The organism is Sinomicrobium soli, from assembly GCF_003285545.1.
Lineage (GTDB): Bacteria > Bacteroidota > Bacteroidia > Flavobacteriales > Flavobacteriaceae > Sinomicrobium.
Map to the genome: position 1 here is coordinate 45,205 of NZ_QLNV01000020.1, position 24,319 is coordinate 69,523.

Annotated in this window: 21 protein-coding genes; 9 read left to right on the forward strand and 12 right to left on the reverse strand. The window is 51.0% G+C overall.

The features are described from left to right. Nucleotides 1–15: 15 nt before the first annotated feature. The 4 genes from DN748_RS17485 (at nt 16) to DN748_RS17500 (ending at nt 5,682) form a co-directional block, all read left to right on the forward strand. Nucleotides 16–1,086: a WD40/YVTN/BNR-like repeat-containing protein gene (locus DN748_RS17485; RefSeq protein WP_112373126.1), complete on the forward strand. Its 1,071-nt coding sequence runs from the start codon at nt 16–18 to the stop codon at nt 1,084–1,086. A gap of 162 nt (nt 1,087–1,248) precedes the next feature. Then, nucleotides 1,249–2,217 carry a thioredoxin-disulfide reductase gene (trxB, locus tag DN748_RS17490; protein WP_112373148.1) on the forward strand — a complete coding sequence of 323 codons (969 nt, stop codon included), beginning with the start codon at nt 1,249–1,251 and terminating at the stop codon, nt 2,215–2,217. Nucleotides 2,218–2,472: 255 nt separating this feature from the next. Continuing rightward, nucleotides 2,473–3,309, forward strand: a complete 837-nt coding sequence (locus DN748_RS19410) for a response regulator transcription factor (RefSeq protein ID WP_317047443.1) — start codon at nt 2,473–2,475, stop codon at nt 3,307–3,309. Between the two features lie 51 nt (nt 3,310–3,360). Next, nucleotides 3,361–5,682 carry an outer membrane beta-barrel family protein gene (locus DN748_RS17500; protein WP_112373127.1) on the forward strand — a complete coding sequence of 774 codons (2,322 nt, stop codon included), beginning with the start codon at nt 3,361–3,363 and terminating at the stop codon, nt 5,680–5,682. Nucleotides 5,683–5,702: 20 nt separating this feature from the next. On the opposite strand, the gene DN748_RS17505 is transcribed toward DN748_RS17500, so the two are convergent. From DN748_RS17505 to DN748_RS17520, 4 genes are all read right to left on the reverse strand, one after another. After that, on the reverse strand, nt 5,703–6,584 hold the full coding sequence (locus DN748_RS17505) for a 3-keto-disaccharide hydrolase (RefSeq protein ID WP_112373128.1): 882 nt from the start codon (nt 6,582–6,584) through the stop codon (nt 5,703–5,705). A 158-nt stretch (nt 6,585–6,742) separates the two neighbouring features. Beyond that, entirely contained in the window at nt 6,743–7,786 is a 1,044-nt protein-coding gene (locus tag DN748_RS17510; RefSeq protein WP_112373129.1) for an aminotransferase class I/II-fold pyridoxal phosphate-dependent enzyme, read from the reverse strand. Beyond that, entirely contained in the window at nt 7,786–8,799 is a 1,014-nt protein-coding gene (locus DN748_RS17515; protein WP_112373130.1) for a dipeptide epimerase, read from the reverse strand. Before DN748_RS17515 ends, DN748_RS17510 begins: the two co-directional genes overlap by 1 nt. Nucleotides 8,800–8,823: 24 nt before the next feature. Continuing rightward, complete coding sequence (locus DN748_RS17520; protein ID WP_112373131.1) at nt 8,824–10,284, reverse strand: nucleotidyl transferase family protein; 1,461 nt, start codon at nt 10,282–10,284, stop codon at nt 8,824–8,826. 231 nt (nt 10,285–10,515) lie between these two features. Between DN748_RS17520 and DN748_RS17525 the strand changes: the two genes are divergently transcribed. The 5 genes from DN748_RS17525 to DN748_RS17545 all read left to right on the forward strand — a co-directional run bounded on the left by DN748_RS17525 (nt 10,516) and on the right by DN748_RS17545 (nt 14,303). Beyond that, nucleotides 10,516–11,283, forward strand: coding sequence for an MBL fold metallo-hydrolase (locus tag DN748_RS17525; protein ID WP_112373132.1), 768 nt, complete (start codon nt 10,516–10,518; stop codon nt 11,281–11,283). Nucleotides 11,284–11,347: 64 nt separating this feature from the next. Continuing rightward, entirely contained in the window at nt 11,348–13,039 is a 1,692-nt protein-coding gene (ilvD, locus tag DN748_RS17530) for a dihydroxy-acid dehydratase (RefSeq protein ID WP_112373133.1), read from the forward strand. Nucleotides 13,040–13,140: 101 nt separating this feature from the next. Next, on the forward strand, nt 13,141–13,653 hold the full coding sequence (locus DN748_RS17535; RefSeq protein WP_112373134.1) for a hydrolase: 513 nt from the start codon (nt 13,141–13,143) through the stop codon (nt 13,651–13,653). 90 nt (nt 13,654–13,743) lie between these two features. Then, nucleotides 13,744–13,989: an AbrB/MazE/SpoVT family DNA-binding domain-containing protein gene (locus DN748_RS17540; RefSeq protein WP_112373135.1), complete on the forward strand. Its 246-nt coding sequence runs from the start codon at nt 13,744–13,746 to the stop codon at nt 13,987–13,989. Beyond that, nucleotides 13,980–14,303, forward strand: coding sequence for a type II toxin-antitoxin system PemK/MazF family toxin (locus DN748_RS17545; protein ID WP_112373136.1), 324 nt, complete (start codon nt 13,980–13,982; stop codon nt 14,301–14,303). The genes DN748_RS17540 and DN748_RS17545 overlap by 10 nt, the downstream gene beginning before the upstream one ends. 95 nt (nt 14,304–14,398) lie before the next feature. On the opposite strand, the gene DN748_RS17550 is transcribed toward DN748_RS17545, so the two are convergent. The 8 genes from DN748_RS17550 to DN748_RS17585 all read right to left on the reverse strand — a co-directional run. Then, nucleotides 14,399–15,058: an alpha/beta hydrolase gene (locus DN748_RS17550; RefSeq protein WP_112373137.1), complete on the reverse strand. Its 660-nt coding sequence runs from the start codon at nt 15,056–15,058 to the stop codon at nt 14,399–14,401. A gap of 55 nt (nt 15,059–15,113) precedes the next feature. Then, entirely contained in the window at nt 15,114–15,443 is a 330-nt protein-coding gene (locus tag DN748_RS17555) for a hypothetical protein (RefSeq protein WP_112373138.1), read from the reverse strand. 20 nt (nt 15,444–15,463) lie between these two features. Continuing rightward, nucleotides 15,464–16,720 (reverse strand): dihydroorotase, encoded by a 1,257-nt coding sequence (locus DN748_RS17560; RefSeq protein WP_112373139.1) that lies wholly within the window; start codon nt 16,718–16,720, stop codon nt 15,464–15,466. After that, nucleotides 16,717–18,672: a BatA domain-containing protein gene (locus DN748_RS17565; protein ID WP_112373140.1), complete on the reverse strand. Its 1,956-nt coding sequence runs from the start codon at nt 18,670–18,672 to the stop codon at nt 16,717–16,719. The genes DN748_RS17560 and DN748_RS17565 overlap by 4 nt, the downstream gene beginning before the upstream one ends. 127 nt (nt 18,673–18,799) lie before the next feature. Next, nucleotides 18,800–22,159 (reverse strand): preprotein translocase subunit SecA, encoded by a 3,360-nt coding sequence (gene secA / locus DN748_RS17570; RefSeq protein ID WP_112373141.1) that lies wholly within the window; start codon nt 22,157–22,159, stop codon nt 18,800–18,802. A gap of 253 nt (nt 22,160–22,412) precedes the next feature. Continuing rightward, entirely contained in the window at nt 22,413–22,634 is a 222-nt protein-coding gene (locus DN748_RS17575) for a DUF2795 domain-containing protein (protein ID WP_112373142.1), read from the reverse strand. A gap of 237 nt (nt 22,635–22,871) precedes the next feature. Further along, nucleotides 22,872–23,450 (reverse strand): cob(I)yrinic acid a,c-diamide adenosyltransferase, encoded by a 579-nt coding sequence (locus DN748_RS17580; protein ID WP_112373143.1) that lies wholly within the window; start codon nt 23,448–23,450, stop codon nt 22,872–22,874. A gap of 2 nt (nt 23,451–23,452) precedes the next feature. Next, a partial coding sequence (locus tag DN748_RS17585) for a Gfo/Idh/MocA family protein (protein WP_146746643.1) occupies nt 23,453–24,319 on the reverse strand: 867 nt, incomplete at its 5' end.

Sequence of the window (24,319 nt, forward strand, 5' to 3'; positions counted from 1 at the left end):
TAAAATGTCTGCGTTATGAACAGGTTGTTTTTTGCCGGCGTCCTGTTATTGCTGGGGAGCTGCGGTACTTCCGCCGGGAAATATGAACCCCGGGAGATCTCGGGGATAGAGGTCACTCCCCTGTTGGAGGACTCCATGAGCGTCCGTGCCCTCGAAATAGCACCGGGCGGGACCCTGTGGTTTGCAGACGACAGGGGCAGGTTCGGTTACTTTGACCACCGCGACCGGGTGGTTATGGACTCGGTGACATACGACACGGTAGTTCCCCATTTCAGGGCCGTGGCGTCTAATGGTGATCATATCTTCCTGCTGAGTATAGGAAGCCCTGCCCTGCTGTATAAGACCAATCACAAGCTGGAGACCACCCTGGTATACCGGGAAACGGATCCCGCTGCCTTCTATGATTCCATGAAATTCTGGAACGGTGAAGAAGGGATAGCGATGGGCGATCCTGTGGAGGAAGGGTGCCTTTCGGTGCTCATAACCCGTAACGGCGGGGATTCCTGGTCTAAAGTACCCTGTGAACTCCTGCCACAGGTAGCAAAAGGGGAAGCGGCCTTTGCGGCCAGCAATACGAATATAGCCATTTCGGGCGACCGTACCTGGATCGTTACCGGCGGGACGCGCAGCCGGGTGTTTTATTCCCCGGATAAGGGCCGTAGCTGGAAAGTGTATGATGTACCGGTCGTTCAGGGAGAGCCTACGCTGGGAATGTATTCTGTGGATTTCTGGGATAAGGATCACGGCTATGCCATAGGAGGGGATTATACCCGCCCCCAATACCGGACCGCCAATAAGGCGCGTACCGGCGATGGCGGAAAAACCTGGCAGCTCGTGGCCAGTAACAGGGCGCCGGGATACCGTTCGTGCGTACAGTATGTCCCCGGAAGGCAGGGCAGGGAACTGGTCGCTGCCGGCTTCGAAGGAGTGGCCTTTTCTGCCGATGGCGGAGAGCACTGGAAACAACTGTCGGACGAAGGTTTTTATACCGTACGGTTTCTCAACGACTCTACGGCCTATGCTGCCGGTAAGGGAAGGGTGTCGAGGATACTGCTCCGTAAAAAAGACGGGATTTCCGGAAAATAGAAAAGCAGTGGCCCTGCATCCGCGGATTTGAGGCAGGTAAATTCCCCCGGAGATATAAATATCACTTCGCACAATGGTGCCATAACAACTTTTGATGATTTTTTATGCCTGTTTCCTGTTAATTATTCTAATTTTGTTAAGCAAATAAATAAGGAATTAACCATGTCAGATCAAGCAGAAAAAATCAAGTGTCTTATCATAGGGTCCGGTCCTGCCGGATATACGGCAGCCATTTATGCAGCCAGGGCCGATCTCAAGCCTGTGATGTATACGGGTATGGAACCCGGAGGACAGCTTACCACTACCACCGAAGTAGATAACTTTCCCGGGTATCCGGAAGGGGTAGACGGCCCCACAATGATGCTGCAGTTGCAGCAACAGGCAGAGCGTTTCGGAACGGAAGTGAGGATCGGGATGGTAACCGGGGTAACGCTTAGCGATGAAAAAGGAGGGATACATAAGGTTGTGGTAGACGACAGTAAACAGATAGAAGCCGAAGCCGTTATCATAGCTACGGGTGCTTCGGCAAAATACCTCGGGCTACCCAGTGAGCAACGCCTCCGTGGAGGCGGGGTTTCGGCCTGTGCCGTTTGCGACGGGTTTTTCTACAAGGGGCAGGACGTAGCCATCGTTGGCGGAGGGGATACGGCTGCCGAGGAGGCGACCTACCTCGCCAATATCTGTTCCAAAGTGACCATGCTGGTGCGCAAGGGAGAGATGAGGGCTTCCAAGGCCATGCAACACCGGGTAAACAGCACGCCCAACCTGGAAGTAAAGTATTTCTCGGAAATCGAAGAGGTACTGGGAGAGCAGGTCGTGGAAGGAATCCGTATCGTGAACAATCAGACCGGGGAGAAAGAAGATATCGGGGTTACCGGCCTGTTTATCGCTATCGGCCACAAACCGAATACGGATGTGTTCAGGGGGCAACTGGAAATGGATGAGACGGGTTATATCCTGACCTCCGGGAAAACCACCCGGACCAGCAAACCGGGAGTATTTGCCAGCGGCGATGTGCAGGACAAGGATTACCGGCAGGCAGTCACTGCGGCGGGAACGGGATGTATGGCCGCCCTTGATGCCGAAAGATACCTGGCCGAAGTAAAGGCCCCGGAAGAAGTGGAAAGTTAAATCAGGGTTTAATACATATTGCCGGTTTGTAAACGACGGAATGGTCGGGAGTCGGGAGTTGTCATTCAGAACGCAGCGCAGCGGAGTGAAGAATCTCCGCGCCAGTCCAAAGGAAATTCAACAGCAGTACCGAAAGACTACCAACTACGAACTAAGAACTAATAAACTAACCTGTAAAAATGCCGTCCTGTTTAAAAACCGGGACGGCATTTTTTAATTTATTTCTTATCTTGACAGGAGTCAAAAGAAACCATCATGAGATCAGGGATTTTTTTCGTTTTGTGTGTTTTGTTTTTTCTGCACTATGGCCATGGTCATCATCCGGGCCATTTTTCTGATGATGATCCCGGCGTGCGGTTCACGGATGGGAGGGATGATCAGGAGCGAAACAGGGAGATCCTGCTGGATATGCTCAGGCGGATCGAAAGAGGGCTGGAAGCAAGGTCGCAAAAGCAGGGAAACCCGGAATATGCCGACCTGCATGCTGAAGAATGGAAAAAATACGAACTGTTCAACAGGAAAATAGCTTCCGGCCCGGAAGAAGCATATCTGGAAAAGTCGAGATCATTTATCAAAGATTCTACCGAGATCCTTATCGTAAAGCTGAAGGCACTGGAAACCCTCGACCACAAGGGACTGCTGGAAAAAGACATTCGCGAAAACCAGGGGTATTACCTGGACCTGATACAGGAGTTCAGGGACAGTGACCTGGCCCCCAGGTATTACCTGTATTTTGAAAACAAGATCAGGGAGATCAACAACGAGGCCATCCGGGCAAAATACACGACCAGCCTTTTCATTAATGTGGTCGGTTTTATTTCCCTCGGAGTATTCGGGATAGCCGTATTCAAAAGAAAAAACAGGGCGCCCGGTCGAAAAATGGAATTTTTAAGTGCCCGGGAGAGAAAGGTGGTCGACCTGGTCCTTCTCGGCCGGTCGAATAAGGAGATCGCTTCGGAACTCTTTATCAGCCTCAGTACCGTAAAGACACATATTACCAGTGCTTACAGCAAACTCGGGGTGGCCAACCGGAAGGAACTGGCCCGGAAATACCGGAAAAAGCAGGGACTAATACCTATTTCAACCCTGTAAAAACAGGGAACTCATAAGGATTTTCATTACTTCGGCCCCAAAACCCGAACGATGAAAAATTCTTTGATTCTTTTATTCTCCCTCATGGTATCCGTTCCGGCTTTTGGCCAGGAACTGTTCCGGGTAACCGGTAGGGTAAGCGGTTGCGATGGTGAAAATATGGCGGGGCAGGTTTACCTGCTGGATAAGCAGGGGACGTTACAGGACTATGCCATTGTGGAGAACGGACGGTTCGTGCTTGCCGGGCAGTTGAAAGGGTATTATCAACTGAGGGTTGAGGTACCGGGATGTGCGTTTTACGAAGAAACACTTGAGCTAAACCGCGACCTGGAACTGGAGATCGGCCTGGAACCGGAGCCGGAGCAGCTGGACGAAGTGACCCTGACCGGGAAGCGGCGGCCGATACGTTTTGACAGGGGAAATATCACCGTAAATGTCGCAGGCTCATACCTGGAAACCCTGCCCGGGCTTAAAGACATATTGTCAAGGCTGCCGGGAGTCATGACGGGCCCCGGTGAAGAGGAAATCAGCATTGTGGGCAAAGGTACGCCGCTGATCTATATGGACGACCGGAGGGTGGGGTTCGAAGAGGTCCGGGCCATCCCGGCCGGCCGTATCGAAAGCGTGGAGATACTGAAACATCCGTCTGCCAGGTATGAAGGCGAGGGGAGAAGCGTGATTATTGTCCGTTTAAGGGAAGAGCCGGAACAGGGGTACGGTTTTGCACTGTCTGAAACGGCTTCTTTCAAACGGAGGTTCAACAACTACTCGTCCCTTACTGCAAATTATAATCAGGGAAAGTTTTCGGCCGGTGCCCATGTGGCATTTAACCGCCTGCACCACTGGGAGAGCAACCAGTCCGGATTTGTGCTGCCGGAAGAGGATATTGCCTCGGATTACCACGTGGTTACCTCGTCTCCCCGTCCCCAGATCGTGGCCGGAGGCCATGTACACTACAGGCCCGACCAAAGAACAACCTTGTCATTTACCGCTGACCTGCGGACGCAAAAGGAGGATTTTCCCATAAGAACGGACACATATTTGAGAAAGGGTGACGACGTTTCAAATATAGTCACGCTGACAGAGAATAAGGACCGAAGGGATTATGTTACCTCCGGGCTGAGCTTTACCAGAAAAATAGACACGACAAATACCCTTTTTATAGGGGGGCAATACACCGGTTTTTATCAGAAACTGGAAACCGGTATCTACAATAATATAAACGGGCAGGGCTTTATTGCCGGTGATCTCAGGGACCAGGATTTCAGGACGCACAGGGGGATGGTACGGGTCGATTATGAGCACAAGGGCAGTGATAAACTCCTTTTTGAAACGGGCCTGAATATGGCCCTGGCCGGGTCCCGGTCCTTTACCTCCATCGCGGAACAGCCGGCAGGAAGGGAAGAGGTGACGACCTATGATTATACCGAGAATGTTTTTTCCGGGTATGCCCAGGCTTCCGGTAGCCTGGAAAAATGGACTTATGCTGCGGGACTCAGGCTGGAACGCAGTGATGTTTCCGGAAAATTCGGGCAGGCATCCGCACCTGAGATCGACCGGCAGAATACCAACGCCCTGCCGTTCGCAAAGTTGTCTTATATTCCCGGGGAAAACAGGGAACTGACATTCAATTACAAGCGCAGCGTGCAACGTCCCAGCTATTTTATGGCGAGCAGTATTACCGCATTTATCAATCCTTTTCTGGAATTTTCGAGAAATATCAGCCTGAAACCTACCTATACCAGTGAGGTGGGGCTGAATTACCAATGGAAGGCATATAACCTCGGGGTCTCCTATCATTACATTAACGACCCCATATACCTTACGGTGAGGTACCAGGGGCAGGAAGAACGACTGCTGATGTCTATGGACAACCTGGACCGGGAAGAGGTGCTTCAGGCAGAAGTCTCTGCCCCGTTTACCTATAAGTTCCTGACGGCGACCAGTACCGTAATGCTGGTCTGGACGGATATCCGGGACAACGATGCGGTTTCGGCCTACAGGTCAAGACCATTCCTGTATTATTATTCGAATATCGCACTGGATCTAATACCGGAAATGGATCTCGCCATTGATTTATGGGGGCAGACCAGCCGTTACGAAGGAATATACAGGAGAAAGCCGCTGTTCGTAACCGGGGCTTCCCTGTCGCGGACATTTTTCGGAAACCTGCAGTTGAGCCTTAACCTGAAAGATATTTTCAGGCAGATGAACTTCCACCAGTCATATCAGATGCATGGGGTCAGGGCCCACAGTGTGTTTTTTGCGGATGGCAGGGAAATAGCCATAGGCGTGAAATATACTTTCGGCAGCAAATCCGGAACGGAAAAACACGGCAAGGTGATCGACGAGGAGTCTTCCAGGGTAAATTAGCGGTCCCCGTGGCGGGGTTATTATTCCTTATCCCTCTCTGCTACGGCCTTCAGTACGGCTTTGAGCTTTTCCTGCTTTTCCATATAAGGCTCGAGGTCCAGCAGTTCCACTTTTCTGAATTCGATGGGGTGACTTTCGCTTTGCAGCGATATATATCCGCCTTTCAGCAAGGTGCCGTCCTGTTTTATCCCGGCCTCGAAATCGGAGACATTTCCGCCCCCGTACTGCGGTTTGTAATAGGTGAGCACCGTATCTCTTTCCACGATATGATGGATTACCGAATCTGCCAGTACCAGCATGTCCATCCGTACCCACCGGTCGCCGTGATACGTTTTTGAGCTGGAATTCAGGCAGTGATCGGTATAGAGGCTGTCTCCCAGTACCACGTTGGTACCCGGTGTACAGAGGTTTCCCGTAGGCCGGGAATTGGTACCGTCACCTCCGAGGATCTGTGCTTCGATGGAGATGGGGAAATCCTGGTTTTTATGCATGCTTTCGGGAGATTGCCCGTGCAGCATGGCCCCGCTGTTCCTCCAGGCCCAGCCTTCACCTCCCTGTGCCTGTTCGCCGGTAAACCGGTACTCCAGCCGCAGGATATAGGCCGAGAAAGGCGTGTTGTAGAATATGTGCCCATACTGCTTGTCGAATTGTTCGTAACCGTCATAGCTCACTTTCAGCAGGCCGTCCTCTACCCGGAAGGTATCGGCGTAGTTATCGCCGGTTTCGTGTTTTGATATTTTTACGGTCCAGTCGTCCAGGTCCTTTCCGTTGAAAAGGGGCGTCCATCCGGGGAGTACCTCCGTTGCCGGTTGCGGGTCGGGATCGGATGTCTTTTTCTTCTTTCCGGTTTCACAGGAGGTGATAAGAGTCCCTAAGCAAAAGAGCAGGAATAACTGTTTCATGGTGTGGTTTTATATTTTAACAAGTGGTAAACTTACACAAAAAATCCATTTTTTCCATATATTCTTTTTCCGCGCAACGCGGGTTCGGGCCAGGCACTGCGGTCGGGATGACAGGTTATCCCCCTGGTTCCGCGCTTTCCCGGACAATATCAGCAATATCAGCGGAAACTCTGCAGGGCATCGCACAATACGGTGATATCCTCTTCTTCGTGGGATGCGGAAAGCACTATGCGCCGTACCATGGGAGCGGTAGTATCCGGATAGTGAAAGGCAGTGGTCAGTATGTCCTTCTTCACCAGGTGCAGGGTAAGGGTATCCAGCTTGTGGGCATATGCCGGATGCCCCTCTATACGGTTAAAGACAATGCCCGAGCCGGAAACAGCCCGGTCGAATATTTTCATGTTGTCGCGCAGTTTTTCCCGCTGTATGTCGTACAGGGGCAATGCCTCGGCAAAGGCAGCCATAGCGGCCGGGGCTGCAGGACTGGCCCCGGCAAAGAACGGGTGCTCCTGCAAATTGCGGATGATGCGTGAGGAAGTACATATAACCCCGGCCTGTATGCCGAACCCTTTACCGGCCGATCCGCATACCAGGAGTTCCCGGAAAGGCGTTTTCTGCAGTTTCCTGAAAATGCCTCCGCCGCGGGTTCCCAGTACGCCCAGTCCGTGGGAATCGTCTGCCACAAATGCGGTATGTTCCAGGGGCAATTGTTCGTACCAGTCGTTTTCGTAAAGATTGTTTTCCGGGCTTACGGAATCGCATAGCACCACGGCAGTTTTATCCGGATAGGACGCGGTAAAGGCCCTGACTGCGGCTATGAGGTCTTCTACGGATTCCAGGACCAGGGTATCCGGATGGGAAAGTGCCGGATGTGTGCCTTTTATACTGAAAAATGTATGGGTGTCCCCTTCAAAAGCCCGTAGGGCCAGTTGCCCGGCAAGAAAACCCGAGGATACGGAAAGGGCAGCCCCACTCCCGGTCAGGGCTGCGAACCGGGCTTCCGATTTTTCGTAAATACCGATGCTTACATTGGCCTTGCGCGATGCGGCATAGCCCGTGCCATACCGATGTATGTTCCGGATAAGGATATCCCGGAAACGGGGCAGGGTGGTCAGTCCCAGGTAGGCAGTCCCCCCGAAATAGCGATAATGCTTTCCCTCGGAAAACAGCAGCCGGCCCGGAGAAGAGTCTGTGGTAAACATTATATTTTGAGCACTATTCCCGATCCGGGCAGTTCCGGAAAGATTACTTTTCCGTGATCTTCAATAACCACTCCTGTGGCGATATCGTGTTTCAAAAGCATGGCCCCGTCCATATCCACATAATCGAGTTGCGGAAGCAGCTGTGCGATGGCAGAGATTCCTACCGTAGATTCTGTCATACATCCTACCATGACCTTAAGGCCGAGGTTTCCGGCCTTTGCTATCATTCGCCGGGCCGGGGTAAGTCCGCCGCATTTGGTGAGTTTTATGTTGATGCCGTGAAAGTGGCCTTTACACTTTTCCACATCACTTTCCACGATACAGCTTTCATCTGCAATGACCGGAAGGGCACACCCGGCCATGACTTTTTTCATCCCTTCCCAGTTATCGGCCTTTAGGGGTTGCTCGATAAACTCGACCCCGAGTTCCTTGAGCTTATAGGAGTTCGCTATGGTTTCTTCCGGGGTCCAGGCACAGTTGGCATCTACCCGGAAGGTGGCATCCGTATGTTGGCGGAGCGCCTTTACAATGGCTACATCATGATCGGTTCCCAGTTTTATCTTGTACAGGGGCCACGGCTTTTCCTGCATTTTCTCTACCATCTTTTCAATAGATGCAATGCCGATGGTGTAGTTGGTCACGGGATATTTACCGGTGGGGTATCCCCATATTTCGTAAAGCGGACTGCCCAGTAATTTGCCGTAAAGGTCGTTGGCTGCAAGGTCCAGGGCACATATGGAAAAATTACTCAGTTTTTGTTTTGCCAGGAAATCGTGAAAGGCTTCGGGAGTGGTGAAGTCAAATTCCCCGATACGGTCTTCCACGGCACGGATCTCATCCATCATGGAATCGACGGTGATGTGGTAGTACGGGTTGGAAGTGGCCTCGCCATAACCCGTTTTTCCGTCAAGCGACAGGCAGGCGATAAGCGTATCCTGAACATCGTGGGATTCCCTGGAGATGCCAAAAGTATGCTTTAACTCCAGGCGGTGTTTCTTTAGTATTATCTGCATAATGTAGACAGGCTGGTTGTGTGTTTAGTGATTTACATCTTCGGTCTTTCTGCTGGAGACATACCCGAACAGTTTTTTCTCCTTGATGAGCTGGGCCACACCTTCGGGGAGCATGTTTTCCCAGCCTTCCCTGCCTTCCGCTATCATTCTGAGTACTTCCTTGGAGTAAATATCGAGGGTGTCCGGATCGAATTCGGTAATATCCACCACCTTGCCGTTGAATTTGAAAAACTTGTAGAGCTCTTTCATCCTGGGATGGACTCTCAGGTTGTCGCTGGTCATGATCTCCCCGGTTTTCGGGTCCTTCATGGGGTACAGGTACACTCTCAGGTCTTTGAAGAACAGTTTCCCGAAGGCTTCCAGTATGCCGCCGCTCAGGTGCCTGTAATACTTTTCGTCGAATACGTCGATCAGGTTACTGACGCCCATGGAGAGCCCCATACGGCATTTGGTATACCTGGAGAAATATTCGACCAGGCGGTAATATTCCTGGAAATTGGATATCATGACGGTCTGCCCCAGGGAGCACAGCAATTCGGCCCGGTCCATAAAATCCTGCTCGTCGATCTCTCCCTCCGCCCTGAGATTGGACAGGGTGATCTCGAAAATGACTTCTGTTTTCTTGCGGTCTACCCTGTTTTCCTGTATAAACATTTCATAGGCTCTCTTGTACATGGTCATATTCACCTTGGTTACCGGCCTGAAGCTCCCCCGGAGGGCGAGAAGGTTTTTCTTGTACAGCAGGGCTGCGGGAAGAATATTGTTTCCGTCCGGGCCGAACATTACGGCCTCGGTCATTTCGTTTTTCAGCAATTGCAGGCTCATCAGTCTGTTATCGACCTGCAGGAACCTCGGCCCGGAGAAATTGATCATGTCGATCTCCAGGGTGTCCTGATCGATATTGTCGTACAGGCTTTTGAGCAGTTTTTTGGGCTGGTCGTGCATGTAAAAGGCCCCGTAGATCAGGTTGACCCCTAATATTCCGAGGGTCTCCTGCTGCATGCGCGCATCGGTCAGGTGAAAGCGGATGTGTATTATGATCTCGTTGTAATTCTCCTTAGGATCAGCCTGAAAACGTATACCTACCCATCCGTGCCCCTTGTATTTCTTGGTAAAGTCTATGGTAGCCACGGTATTGGCATACGTAAAAAACAGTTTATTGGGGTGCTTTCTCCTGGAAATACGGTCTTCTACCAGCCTTATTTCGTGGTCCAGCATTTTTTTCAGACGCGACTGGGTGACGTATCGCCCGTCTTCTTCAAGACCGTAAATGGCGTCGCTGAAATCCTTGTCATAAGCACTCATCGCCTTGGCGATGGTTCCGGACGCCCCCCCGGCCCTGAAAAAATTACGGACGGTTTCCTGTCCGGCCCCGATCTCTGCAAATGTACCGTAGATGTCCTCATTCAGGTTTATCCTCAGGGTTTTGGATTTTGTAGAAGGAATGTGCTCTATCTCTTTGTCGCCCTTTAAAACAATCGTCATCTGCTAAGTGTTTTATTTAGCACAAAGTTAAAAATTATCGTTAAGTAATACGGTGAATATATAGTAAAAATCGGAGGCCGGGATTAAAGAATCCGTACGACGGGCGATATCCGGTCGTACTATAGTGTATTTTACTGCTGGTCCCGGTTTTCCGGCCGGTGTTTTTTTGTACTTTAGCAGATGGTTTTACAAACCACACCAAAGGGCATTAACCAAGCAAAAGCTTCACTCTTGAGAATTACATTTTTAGGTACGGGTACGTCACAGGGAATTCCGGTTATCGGAAGCGATCACCCGGTCTGTCTCAGTGAGGACAGCAGGGATAAGCGCCTCCGGGTTTCGGTGCTGGTGGAGTGGGAAGATCATTGCTTTGTAGTAGACTGCGGTCCTGATTTCAGGCAGCAGATGCTACGTGCGGGGGTGTCGCGTATAGACGGTATTCTCTTTACCCACGAACACGCAGATCACACCATGGGGCTGGACGATATACGGCCTTTCTTTTTTCGCCAGGGCGATATTCCCATCTATGCCCACCCGCGGGTGCTCGGGGAGCTCAGGCAGCGGTTCCCGTATATTTTTGTGAGCGGTAAGGAAAAGTATCCCGGTGCTCCGGGAGTCAGGGAGATCGAAGTGACCGGTAACCGGACGCTTGAACTCGGGGGTATTTCCGTGGTTCCGGTCAGTGTCATGCACAACCGCCTCCAGGTATTCGGCTATCGCTTTGGCGATTTTGCATACCTGACCGATGTAAAGACCATTTCGGATGAGGAACTTCAGAAAGTAAAAAAGGTAAAGGTACTGGTCATTAATGCCCTCCGGACAGAGCCGCATCCCTCTCACCTGAACCTCGAAGAGGCGTTGAGTTTAATTGAAAAAATAAGACCGGAAAAAGCCTATCTTACCCATATCAGCCACCTGCTGGGCTTTCATGCTGAAGTGGAAAAAACACTTCCCGAAGGAGTGTTCCTGGCCTATGACAATTTACAGCTGGAGGTTTGATGATATGATGTTGGGCGCCGGTAGTTAAAAACATTGAAAACATATTAGCATATTCAGGTTTATTATGAGAAGTGACGAAGTAAAAAAAGGATATCAGCGCACGCCGCACAGGTCATTGTTCAGGGCTACGGGACTGAAAGACGACGATTTTGACAAACCTTTTATCGGGGTGGCCAATTCGTTTGTAGAGATCATTCCGGGGCATTTTTTCCTGAACGAGGTATCGGAGATCATCAAGGAGGAGATCAGGGCAAACGGCTGTGTCCCTTTTGAATTTAACACCATTGGAGTAGATGACGGTATCGCTATGGGGCACGACGGGATGCTGTACTCCCTGCCCAGCAGGGAACTTATTGCCAGTTCGGTGGAAACCGTGATGAATGCCCATAAGCTGGACGCCATGATCGCCATTCCGAACTGCGATAAAATAGTTCCCGGGATGATCATGGGGGCGCTCCGGGTAGATGTCCCTACGGTTTTCGTAAGCGGCGGTCCCATGGCCAAGGGGCATAAGAAGGACGGGACGCCCATAGACCTGGCGTCAGCTTTTGAGGCCGTGGGGAAGCACGAGGCCGGCAACATGAGCGATGAGGAACTGAAGGATATCGAGTGCAATGCCTGCCCGAGCGGGGGAAGCTGTTCCGGCATGTTTACGGCCAATTCCATGAATACGCTTATGGAAGCCATGGGAATTGCACTTCCCGGTAACGGAACGATCCTCGCCCGGACTCCCGAGCGCGAAGCCCTGTACAGAGAGGCGGCCCGGAGGATCTGTGAAATAGCAAAGGACAAGGCGGCCCGGGAGAAATTCAGGCTGAGAAACATACTCAATGAGAACGCGGTAAAAAATGCGTTTGCCGTAGACATGGCCATGGGCGGAAGTACGAATACCGTACTGCATATGCTGGCGATCGCCAATGAGGCCGGTGTAGATTTCAGCCTGAAAGACATCAACAAGATCTCCGGGAAAGTGTCTCATATCGCCAAGATATCCCCCAGCCTGAGTACGGTACATATGGAGGATATCAACCGGGCCGGCGGGGTGAATGCCGTTATGAAGGAGATGACCCGGAGAGGAGATCATGTACTGGCCGACAACCTGACCATAGGAGGAGAGACCCTTTTTGAAAAAATTGCAGATGCCGAAATCAGGGATACCCGTATTATCCATACCATAGACAACCCGTACAGTAAAGTAGGGGGGCTGGCCATTCTTTACGGTAACCTGGCGGAAGAAGGGGCGGTGATCAAAACGGCAGGGATCACCGGGGACCGGGTGTTTACCGGAAAAGCCGTGTGTTTTGACGGTCAGTCCCAGGCCATTGCCGGTATACTGAGTAAAAAAGTAAAAGCCGGGGATGTGGTGGTCATCAGGTACGAAGGGCCGAAAGGCGGTCCCGGAATGCAGGAAATGCTCACCCCTACCAGCCTTATCATGGGAATGGGACTGGGCAGTTCGGTAGCCCTTATCACCGATGGCAGGTTCAGTGGGGCTACCAGGGGAGCGTCGATCGGCCATGTTTCGCCAGAGGCTGCCGAAGGAGGAATGATAGGCCTGCTTAAGAATGGCGATACCATACATATCGATGTAGACAATTATATATTGTCGGTAGACCTGAGTGATGAGGAAATTGCCAGGAGAAAGGCCGCATTTGTCCCGGTAAAAAAAGAGATCACCTCGCGGTGGCTCGGGCAGTACAGGGCCCTGGTGACCAATGCCAGTAACGGGGCGGTATTAAAAACGGACCTGTTTTAACCGGGAACAGACAACTTGATGCCTACGCGGCCGGTATGTCTTACCTTTGCAGGTGAGATGCCCGGAATGCATAATGTTCCGGCAGCTATAATATTATCGTTATGAGAAAAAGCTTGTTTTTATACCTGTTCGTATTTACAGGGCTCCTCGCCCTTTTCCTGTATGTCAGTTCAGATAAGGGGCTGAGAGCAAAAGACCGGGAAATAGAGCAACTGAAGACAAAACTCGCCGGGTTGGAAGACAGTGCCGGCAAACTGTCGGACTCTACCCAGACCCTGCTGATGGATGCCATGGATCTGCAGTATTTTTCACTGGAAAACAACGAAGAGGCCCTGTCCTATTTCGATGATTACGACCTGGAGAACCCCGCCGGGTATATTGCGGACAAGCTCCTGGAGACCAATGAGCGCGAAGGGGACAATCCGCTGGTGCCGTATGAGGGAATGGAAGGGCCTGTGAAGATCAATAAGATCAAGGTGCTCAACCACCGGTGGATCATCGCCGATTTCTCCGACGGAAAGCACTGGGGCGAACTCTTTATACGCTATGAGCTGAAAAAGGACCTCGGCATCGACTTTACACTGGTAGACCACCTTCTGTATGCAGGGGGGTAGGTGGCCGGACAACTCCACACAATCCTCTGGATGGGACAGATTTTGATAATTAAACTAAATGTATTTACTTTGTAATAACATTTAGAACTTATGGAAACATCGATCATCAAAATCGGAAATTCGAAAGGACTTCGCCTGAGCAAGACCATTCTGGAAAAATATAATATCAGGGACAAGGTGGAACTGATCCTGGAAAAAGGGCAGATTGTCCTCAGACCTGTTGCTGTGCCGAGACATAACTGGGAAAAGGAATTTAAGGAGATGAGTAAAAAAGGCGATGATAAACTGCTTATGAATGATGTATTTGAAGACGAAAATCTTGATGAATGGATTTAAAACAATATGATGTGGTCCTTGTCAATCTCGATCCGACCATAGGGAGTGAAATAAAAAAAACACGTCCCTGTGTGATTATTTCACCCAATGAGATGAATAAGTACCTGAATACCGTCGTTCTTGCCCCGATGACTACAAATCTGAAACAATATCCTACGAGGGTTGCAGTTAAACATCATGGAAAAAAAGGAATGATCGCGATCGATCAGATACGTACGGTAGATAAGGTCAGAATAATAAAAACATCGGGCAAACTTTCCGGGGCCGAAATAAAAAGATGTAAGGCGGTTATAAAGGAGGCCTTTGTAGATTAAACTAAGCCCGGAGTACAAAATAAAAACCCTCTCTGTGAATCTCTGAAGCCCTCTGTGCCTCTTTGTGAAATAACCTGCAACGAGTTATGAGCTCATCATAATCTTTCCGTAAGCCATTTCAGGAAGGAACGGAAGTTCTGCGGGGCGACGCCGTGGCCTACGGGAAATTCTTCGTAGGTGAAATCGATACCCAGCTTTTCGAGAAAGGGAGGGGCCTGCCGGGCCCAGGCTACGGGGATTACCTGGTCGGCACTGCCGTGGGAGCAGTAAAAGCTGAGCCCGGAAAAATCGTTTTTCTCGTAGCCCGTAAGCAGGATATTGTTGTTGATATACCCGCTCAGGGCAATGATATTCTTTACTTTTTCCGGGTAGGACAGGGCCACGGCATAACTGAGAATGGTACCCTGGCTAAAGCCCATAAGCGTTACCCTTTCCGGGTCCAGTCCGTAAGCGTCTACGGCTTCATCGATAAAGGCCGCCATCCGGTCTCGTGATGTTATGGCCTGGGCATCGTCAGACCACTTGCCGTCTTCGGCATCGAAGTGTATGGCATACCAGGCATGGCCGTAGGGGGCCAGGGAATAGGGGGCCCTTACCGAAATGACACACAGTGCTTCCGGCAGTTCCGGGGCAAAGGAAAAGAGGTCTTCTTCATTACTTCCGTATCCGTGAAACATAAATAATACGGGGGCTTTCCCGGTGTGTCTTCCGGGTTTTCGGATAAGGTGATAAAGGGAGAGTTCCCGGGTTTGCATGATGTACTCTGATTTAAATGCTGTCTTAATTATCTTTTCCGTTTTCCTGCACAGGCTACATAATAAATGTAAACCATTTCTGGAAATAATCCCCGAACAGCGGCGCTTTCTGTCTTTTTCCCGTGATGGCTCCCGAAAGGCCGTATACGATCAGGATGATAAAAAACAGGTAAAAACCTATGGTGGCCGGCCAGCTGTCGGCAAAACCCACCAGGAAGCCTATGGCGTAAAAGGAGATCCATAACCCGAAGCCCTGCCTGATATGGAACCGGGCAAACTCGTTTTTGGATTCCATATTCATAAAGATGGCGATAATGTTTCCTATGATGGTGATATAGGCTATGATGGCGGTGTTTTTCCCGGATAGTACGGTCTGGTCTTCCATGATCTCGAATAATAAGGTTGTTACTGTGCCAGGCTCAGTATGCCGCTGGCCAGGCTTCCGTATACCCGGCCTTTTAACCGGCGTCCGAGGAAAGCACTGTTTTTTGATCGCGACAGTATATGACTGTTCTCAAAAGTATACCCGGTATCCGGGTCAAACAGGCTGAGGTCGGCCTTTTTTCCCGGGAGGAGTTCTGCCTCCGGTATGCCGAAACGCCGTCGTCCGGAAGTGAGCAGGGCAATGGTCTTTTCGGTGTCCAGCACGGTCTGAAGGGCCCCGAAGGCACTTTCCAGGCCAATACTGCCGAACATGGCCCTGTCAAATTCCACTTTTTTGTGTTCGACGTCTATGGGATTGTGGTCTGAGGTGACAAAGTCGATCACCCCCTCCTTCAGGCCTTTCAAAAGGGCCGTAACATCTTCTTTTCCGCGTAGCGGGGGGAGGAGTTTGTAGTTGGTGTCAAAGGCCTCGAGGGTCTCTTCCGTAAGGACGAGGTTGGAGACAGCCACACTACAGCTAACGTCCAGTCCCTTTGTCCTGGCTTCCCTGATCAGGGTTACCGACCTTGCCGTGGAAATCGTGGGGATATGCAATTTACCGCCGGTGTATTCCAGGATAAAAAGGTCCCTTGCGACATGCAGTTCTTCCGCCAGGGCCGGGATGCCTTTTAGTCCGAGCCTTGTGGAAACGGCCCCTTCACTGGCAACACCCTTTCCCGCGATCCTGTTTTCCTGGGGAAAGGAACATACGAGCCCGCCGAAACTTGCGGTATAGAGCAGGGCGATTTTCAGGAGGTTGGGGTTATTGACGGACTTCTGGTAATCCCCGAAGGCCACCGCACCTGCATTCTTCATGTCGTAGAGCTCTGCCAGGTCTGTACCTTCACTTCCGGCGGTCAGCGCCCCTATGGGGTAAATCGCGGTACCGTAACCCGCTCCGCGCGATTTGAGGAAGGCAACATCGGCATGGGTGTCTACCACCGGGAAAGTATTGGGGTTGACCAATACGGCCGTAAACCCGCTCCTTGCTGCCGTAAGCAGGCCGTTGGCTATGGTTTCCCTGTCCTCGTATCCCGGTTCCCCGAGACTGACACTCGTATCTGTCCATCCCGGTGACACATGCAGGTTGGGCAGTGAAATGACTTCGGCATCCGAAGGAGCAGGGATGTTTTCGGAAATTCCGGAAATAATACCGTCGGAAACCAGTATGTCGAGTGATTGTTTGTGGTATTCACCTTGCGGGTTGATGACCCTTGCAGATTTTAGGAGAATCTTCATTTAAAATATTTTAAAAGGAGTATTTCCGTGATGAGGAATACAAGAGCAAAAATAACAAACCATTTCCAAAGCTCACGGATGCTCCCGGCATTTTTTATTTCAAGTGCCGTGCTTTCCCAGGAGTAGCCCGGGGTGGCATTCCCCGCCATAGGGGGAGGGAGGGCGGCCTTACTTTCGTTGCGGTTGTAGTTAAAGCTGATGTACTGTAACAGGCTGTCGCCGTATTTCAGTTGATAGGGGCCGTCTTTTCCGGGAACCTCACGGGAAGTATTCCATTGAATTTTTTCCGGAAATGAGCGTTGTTGCGGGATGAGGGACCGATGCTCCTGATGGAGGGATACTATGTCTTCACCTGTTGTTTGAACGGGTTTTCTGCTGCTTATGGTCCCCGTGATCCCGGTCTGGTAGTACAGTGCGGGAGCAGGGAGGGCCGTGCGGCCGATATTGTAGAGCACGGGGACGATCAGCGGGGAGTTCCGGAAATCTGAAAATTCCCCGTTCAGCGGGGCCGTAAAGAAGTATACATGGTCTTTTTCCGCGAGGAAAGAGGAACCGTCTTCAAAACCGAGGATCTTTCCGCCCCGGCTGTCGATATTGAAGACAGGGCGGGCTTCGGGATACAGAAAATTATCGGTTTTCCGGACCGTTGTTTCAAAGACCCCACGGAATACGGGATGTGCAAATTGTATATCTGTCACCTTTTTTCTTGCTTTTTCTGCCCCCCCGGTGCGCAGCGGGGAGGCGATGCCGGTATTCAGGTCCCGGAAGAGATTGTTGAGTTCGGCAAGCGGGATTTTTTCCGACGGGATCACCAGGACGGGGCTGCCTTCCTGGTGTACTGCATGCACTGCGCGGACCAGGGAAACGGGGATGTTTTCCGGTTCGTTCAGGACGATCAGGTCCTGCCCGGAGACCGCGCTGTAATCCAACTGTGCCGTGGCAGCTGTCTGTACGTCGAATTCGTCTTCGGTAAAAATTCTCCGCAGGTACTGGTCGGGGACATCCCCTATGATCAGGGTGCGGACCTTTTCACGGGGATTAATGGAAAAATAAAGCGTATTGTCGTAAGAGAGGCCCTGGTCTTCTATAAGGACCTTCCCGTTTACAAGTCCGTCTTCCGGGATGCGGAAAAGGGTTTCGGCAGTATTGCTTTCTTCGAAGGTCGCTGCCGTTTTTGCGACAAGGGTGTCGTTGTTATAGAGGGAAACGGGGAGTGTAAGCCCGGTACTGTCATTTTTTGAGAGCAGTACGGATAGTTCCAGGGAATGCCCTTCGGTATCGGAAAGGTATACGCTGTCCAGCACGATATTGTCATTGTGCTGCGCGCGCAGCACAACAGGATAGTAGTTCACCAGGGTGTCGTTGCCGGGTATGGTATGGGGAGCCCAGCCGCGGAAATCGGAGATCAGGATAAAGTTTTTCCTGGTAACCGTATCGCTGCCCAGCAGGTTTTTTCCCCGGAGTATCACGTTTTCAGGGGAGAGGGGGGTAGCGGAATAGCCGAGCTGTAACAGTTCCTGTTTTATTTCAGACAACGGGGTTTGTGAAAAGGAAGAGTTGTCGGTAAAGAGCGAGACATCCCCTTCGGGAGGGGAGGCCAGCAGGTCGCGGACCGCCTGGGCGAGTAATTCCCCCTGTGCTCCCCCGGCCTGCATGCTGAAGGAATTGTCGAGGTAAATAACGGTTTCCGCCTTTTTGAGGGCTGCTGCATTTTTCTGGGTATACGGCCGGGCAAAGGCCAGGACAAGGGCAGCGATCAGCAACAGGCGTGAGGCGAGGACAAGCCATTTTTTAAGCCTGGAACTCTTGCGGTTCTTTTGTTGTATTTCCTGGAGAAACCTGACATTGGTAAAAGGCATGTGCCGGAATTTCCGCAGCCGGAACAAGTGGATAACGACAGGGATCATTAAAAACAACAATGCCCAGAGGATCTCAGGATGTTTAAAATGCATACTATTGGTTTTCTATCCCAAACTTACATAAAAAAGTGTCCCCGGTGAAGGTTCTTATAAACAAAAACAGCTGTTCCGACAGTATTCGGAACAGCTGTTTTTTGTAATCGTATTCAACCGTAAAGCTTTATTCTTCGGTGAGTACCCATTCCCCTTTTTTGAGGAGGGGTTCTGCCTGTTTGAACTTCACGGTCTGGCTTTCGCCGCTCATGACGTTCCTGATGGTTACCTTGTCATTTCTTCCTATTTTGGGTTTATCCCTTACAATGGTTTCGGTAACCTGCGGCCTGGACTGGGCCTGTTGCCCGGCCTGTCGGTGGCGGGCCGCCATTTCATCGCTGTTGAGTACCTCTTCTTTGGAGGTCTGGTAGTCTTCCTGTTTTTTCGGTTCCCTGGCTTCCTGGATATTCGAAGTGTCCTGGGCCGGTAATTCCCCTTTGAACAGGAAGGTGACCACATCCTTGTTTACATTGTCCATCATGCCCTTGAAGAGCTCGAAGGCTTCAAATTTATAGATGAGCAGGGGGTCTTTCTGTTCGTGTACGGCAAGCTGAACCGACTGTTTCAGTTCGTCCATCTTGCGCAGGTGGGTTTTCCACGCATCATCTATGATGGCCAGGGTGATGTTCTTCTCAAAATCGGCCACCAGTTTTTTTCCTTCACTTTCATAGGCATCCTTCAGGTTGGTCACGACATTCAGGGTTTTGGTACCATCGGTAAAAGGCACTACAATACGTTCGAACCTGTCGCCCTGGTTTTCGTAGACATTCCTGATCACCGGGAAAGCGGTAGCGGCATTGCGCTCTATTTTTTCATCGTAATACTGGTAAGCCGCCTTGTATACCCTGGAGGTGATCTCCTGGGCCGACAGCCTGGAGAATTCTTCTTCCGTTACCGGGGCCACGAGGGAGAAATACTTGATCAGTTCGAATTCAAAATTCTTGTAATCGCTGGCAGCCTTGTTGGTTTCCGAAATGGCTTCTGCGGTATCGAATATCATGTTGGCAATATCCACTTTCAGCCGTTGTCCGTGAAGGGCGTGCCGTCTTCTTTTGTAGACCACTTCCCTCTGGGCATTCATCACATCGTCGTATTCGAGCAGTCGTTTACGTATGCCGAAGTTGTTTTCCTCTACCTTTTTCTGGGCCCGTTCGATAGACCTGGTCATCATGGAGTGCTGTATTACCTCTCCTTCCTTGAGCCCCATGCGGTCCATCATTTTTGCCACCCGTTCCGAGCCGAAAAGGCGCATGAGGTTATCTTCCAGCGACACGTAGAACTGTGAGCTTCCCGGGTCTCCCTGACGTCCCGACCGCCCTCTCAGCTGCCGGTCTACCCGCCTGGAGTCGTGCCTTTCCGTACCTATAATCGCCAGTCCGCCTGCCTTTTTGACCTCGTCCGTAAGCTTGATATCGGTACCCCGACCGGCCATATTCGTCGCTATGGTCACGATGCCTGCCTTACCGGCCTCGGCTACGATATCCGCTTCCTTTTTGTGCAGTTTTGCGTTGAGTACATTATGGGGAACCTTTCGCAGGTGCAGCATCTTGCTGAGCAGTTCGGAGATCTCTACCGAGGTGGTCCCTATCAGTACCGGCCTTCCGGCCCGCGACAGTTGTGTGACCTCGTCGATAACCGCATTGTATTTTTCTCTTTTGGTCTTGTATATGAGGTCCTGCCTGTCGTGCCGGGCTATGGGCCTGTTCGTGGGGATCTCCATGACGTCCAGTTTGTATATCTCCCAGAACTCCCCGGCCTCGGTGACGGCCGTACCGGTCATTCCGGCGAGTTTGCGGTACATCCTGAAATAGTTCTGGAGGGTTACCGTGGCAAAGGTCTGGGTGGCGTCTTCGATCTTGACATTTTCCTTGGCTTCGATAGCCTGGTGCAGTCCGTCGGAATAACGCCTTCCGTCCATGATACGGCCGGTTTGTTCGTCTACGATCATGACCTTGTTGTCCATGACCACATATTCGGTATCCTTTTCAAAAAGGGTATAGGCCTTAAGCAGCTGGTTCATGGTGTGGATGCGCTCGCTCTTTACCGAGAAGTCCCTGAAAAGCTGTTCCTTGAGCTCCGCTTCTTCCTCTACCGGGAGAAGCTGGTTCTCTATCTTTGCGATTTCCGTACCGATATCCGGCATGACGAAGAAATCGGGGTCGGTATCTTCCGAAAGGTATTCCACCCCCTTGTCGGTGAGTTCTATCTGGTTGTTTTTTTCGTCGATAACAAAGAGGAGCTCGGCATCTATCTTGGGCATTTCCCGGTTGTTGTCCTGCATGTAGAAATTCTCCGTTTTCTGAAGCAGCTGCTTTATCCCTTCCTCACTGAGAAACTTGATCAAGGCCTTGTTCTTGGGAAGCCCGCGGTGTACGCGAAGCAGCAGGAAGCCTCCTTCCTTGGTATTTCCCTCGGCAATGAGTTTTTTGGCTTCGGCCAGTACGCCGGTCAGGTACTGCCGCTGTCTCTGTACCAGGTCAGACACTACGGGCTTGAGCTCGTTAAACTCATGCCTGTCGCCCTGGGGCACAGGGCCGGATATGATCAGCGGGGTCCGGGCATCGTCTACCAGTACGGAGTCGACCTCATCCACGATGGCATAGTTGTGCGGACGCTGTACCAGGTCGTTGGGAGTGTGGGCCATATTGTCCCTGAGATAGTCAAAGCCGAATTCATTATTGGTACCGTAGGTAATATCGGAATTATACGCTTTTCTCCGCCCTTCCGAATTGGGCCTGTGGTTATCGATACAGTCTATCGAAAGACCGTGAAATTCAAACAGCGGCCCCATCCATGCGCTGTCCCTCCTGGCGAGATAGTCGTTTACCGTGACCAGGTGTACGCCGTTCCCGGTAAGTGCGTTGAGGTATACCGGAAGGGTAGCGACCAGGGTTTTACCTTCCCCCGTCTGCATTTCCGCGATCTTACCCCGGTGCAGTGCAATACCTCCTACAAGCTGTACGTCGTAGTGGACCATATCCCAGGTAACTTCCTTTCCGGCCGCGTCCCAGGAGTTCTTCCAGGTGGCGCTGTCCCCTTCGATGGTCACGTAATCTTTGGCGGCCGACAGTTCCCTGTCGAAAGCACTGGCAGTAACGGTCAGGGTAGGATTGGCAGCAAATCTTTTAGCGGTTTCCTTGACTACGGCAAAGGCTTCGGGAAGAATTTCATCCAGTTTGCTTTCCGTCGCCTTATAGGCCTCGTCGTTGAGTTTGTCTATCTCGGTATAGATATCTTCCTTGCGGTCTATGTCTTCCGAAGTATCTGCTTCTTCCTGCAGTGCGGCTATTTTTTCGTCATAAGAAGCCCTTGCTTCCCTGATCCGGGCCTTGAAATCCAGGGTTTTTGCCCGGAGTTCGTCGTGGGACAAGGAAGACAGCTGTTTTTCCACCTCCTTGATCTTATCCACCAATGGCTGTATCTCTCTGATGTCCTTCTTCGCTTTATCTCCTACAAAAATTTTGAGAACAGAATTCAGTAAACTCATAATGGTTTTATTTTAAATTCGAAAAAAGGGAATTTGCATTCCCGTTGGCGTGAGCGGTCATTATCCCGGGCCGATTTTCCAATGTCCTTACAAAGCTAATGAAAAAAGGGCAAAGCGGGGCCGACAGGCGGGATTTTGGTATGGTATTAACGGTCCCGGTGCCTGCCCTGCACGTTCTGACAACCTTTCGGTACTTTTTTATCAGGGATAAAAAAAAGCCTCCCGGGGAGACTTTTTTATTTTAGTGATTTTTCTAATATTCATCTTCATTCCAGAGGTAATCCTCCTCTGTAGGATAATCCGGCCATATTTCTTCTATAGACTCATAGATCTCTCCCTCGTCCTCCATGGCTTGAAGGTTTTCCACCACTTCCAGCGGAGCACCCGTCCTTATAGCATAGTCGATCAATTCGTCTTTTGTAGCCGGCCAAGGTGCATCGCTAAGGTAGGATGCCAGTTCTAATGTCCAATACATTGCTATTCGTTTTTTATTTTCTGCAAAAATAAATTTTTAAACTAAAAAGTCAAGTTAAAACTGTTTTAATTGCGCATTAATTCCAAGAACATAATGAAATGCCTATTTTGTTGGTTTTAAATCATTAAAACCCGGTATAACCTGCATATTCATCAAGTATTGTCCATGTTCTGGAGAACAGGAACAGGTACCCGGGATGTCCGAATAGGGTATATTTCATTCAGCCTTAAAATGCCGTTATTCCGAAGTGCCTTTTTCGGGGATCCACTTTATTTCTTCGGCTTGCAGCGATTGAGACAACTTTCGTGCCAATACGAAGAGATAATCGGAAAGGCGATTGAGGTATTGTAGTATTCCGGGGTCAACAGTTTGGTATTCATTTAGTTGTGTGGCCATTCTTTCGGCCCTCCGGCATACGCAGCGGGTGATATGACAATATGACACTGCAGGATGCCCTCCCGGAAGGATGAAGTGTGTCATGGGTGGGAGGTCTTCATTCATCAGGTCTATCTCCTTTTCAAGCCCGGTAATATCCTGGTCGGAGATCCCGGCAATATCCAGGCGTGATTTTCCGTTTTTCAGAACGGCTTTTTCCGGGTCGGTAGCCAGTACGGCCCCCATGGTAAACAACCTGTCCTGTATGCGGAGCAGGATGTTCCCCTGTATCCCGGTCCCCTGGTCGCGTAAAAGCCCTATCCATGAGTTGAGCTCGTCTACAGTGCCGTAGGTTTCTATCCGGATATGGTGCTTTGGGACCCTGGTGCCCCCGAACAGGGAAGTGTTGCCCTGGTCTCCTGTTTTGGTGTATATTTTCATAACTATACGTTTAGATCGTATTCCGGTTTCCACGACTGCAGCGGCCCGTTGTATATGGAATTATTGGCCAGGGCAACACAGATGGCGGTAGTGCCCCCGGTATAAACATTGGAGTCGGGCAGGCTGTTTTCCGAAATGGCCCTGTAAAAGTCATTGAAAGCATAAAAGCTTCCGTCCTTCAATTTGTTGTCGGCCAGTTTAATGCCTTTTTTGTCATCGTTCCAGGTGAGTTTGGTAGCGCCGCTTACCCCGTCTACCTCTTCCAGCTCTTTCCGGGTTTCGGGTTCCGGGTAAAAAATGCCGTCATCGACCAGCAACGATACCATGCCTTTGGAGCCCTTGATACGGAAAGAGTACCCGTCGTGCTGATTGGAACAGGTGGCCCCGAAATTCCCTATCATGCCCTCTTTTTCATACCTGACATTCACCTGGACGTTGTCATAGGTTTCCCTGCCGTCCTTATACCGGTCTATGCCCCCGGTGCCGTAGATGGTGGTGGGCCTGCAGTCGAAGGCCCAGTGGATAAAGTCCATCTGGTGGGAGAGCAGCTCGGCGGGAAGCCCCCCGGAATACTCCCGGTACATCCGCCAGTTGATCTTTCGTTCCAGGCCGGGGTCGGGTACCGGCCTGCGCCAGTTCCAGTTGCGGTCCCAGCGGGCGTCGATCTGGGTCACCTTGCCGAGATAACCGTTCTGTATCATCTGTTTTACCTTGTAATACAGCGGGGAATACCGGTACTGGTGCCCTACCTGCAGGGTCTGTTTTTTATGTCTCCCGGCAATATCTACCAGCTGAAGGGCCTGTTCCGGGGTAAAGGTCATGGCTTTTTCGAGCATGACATGCTTTCCGGCTTCCAGGGCATCTCTGGC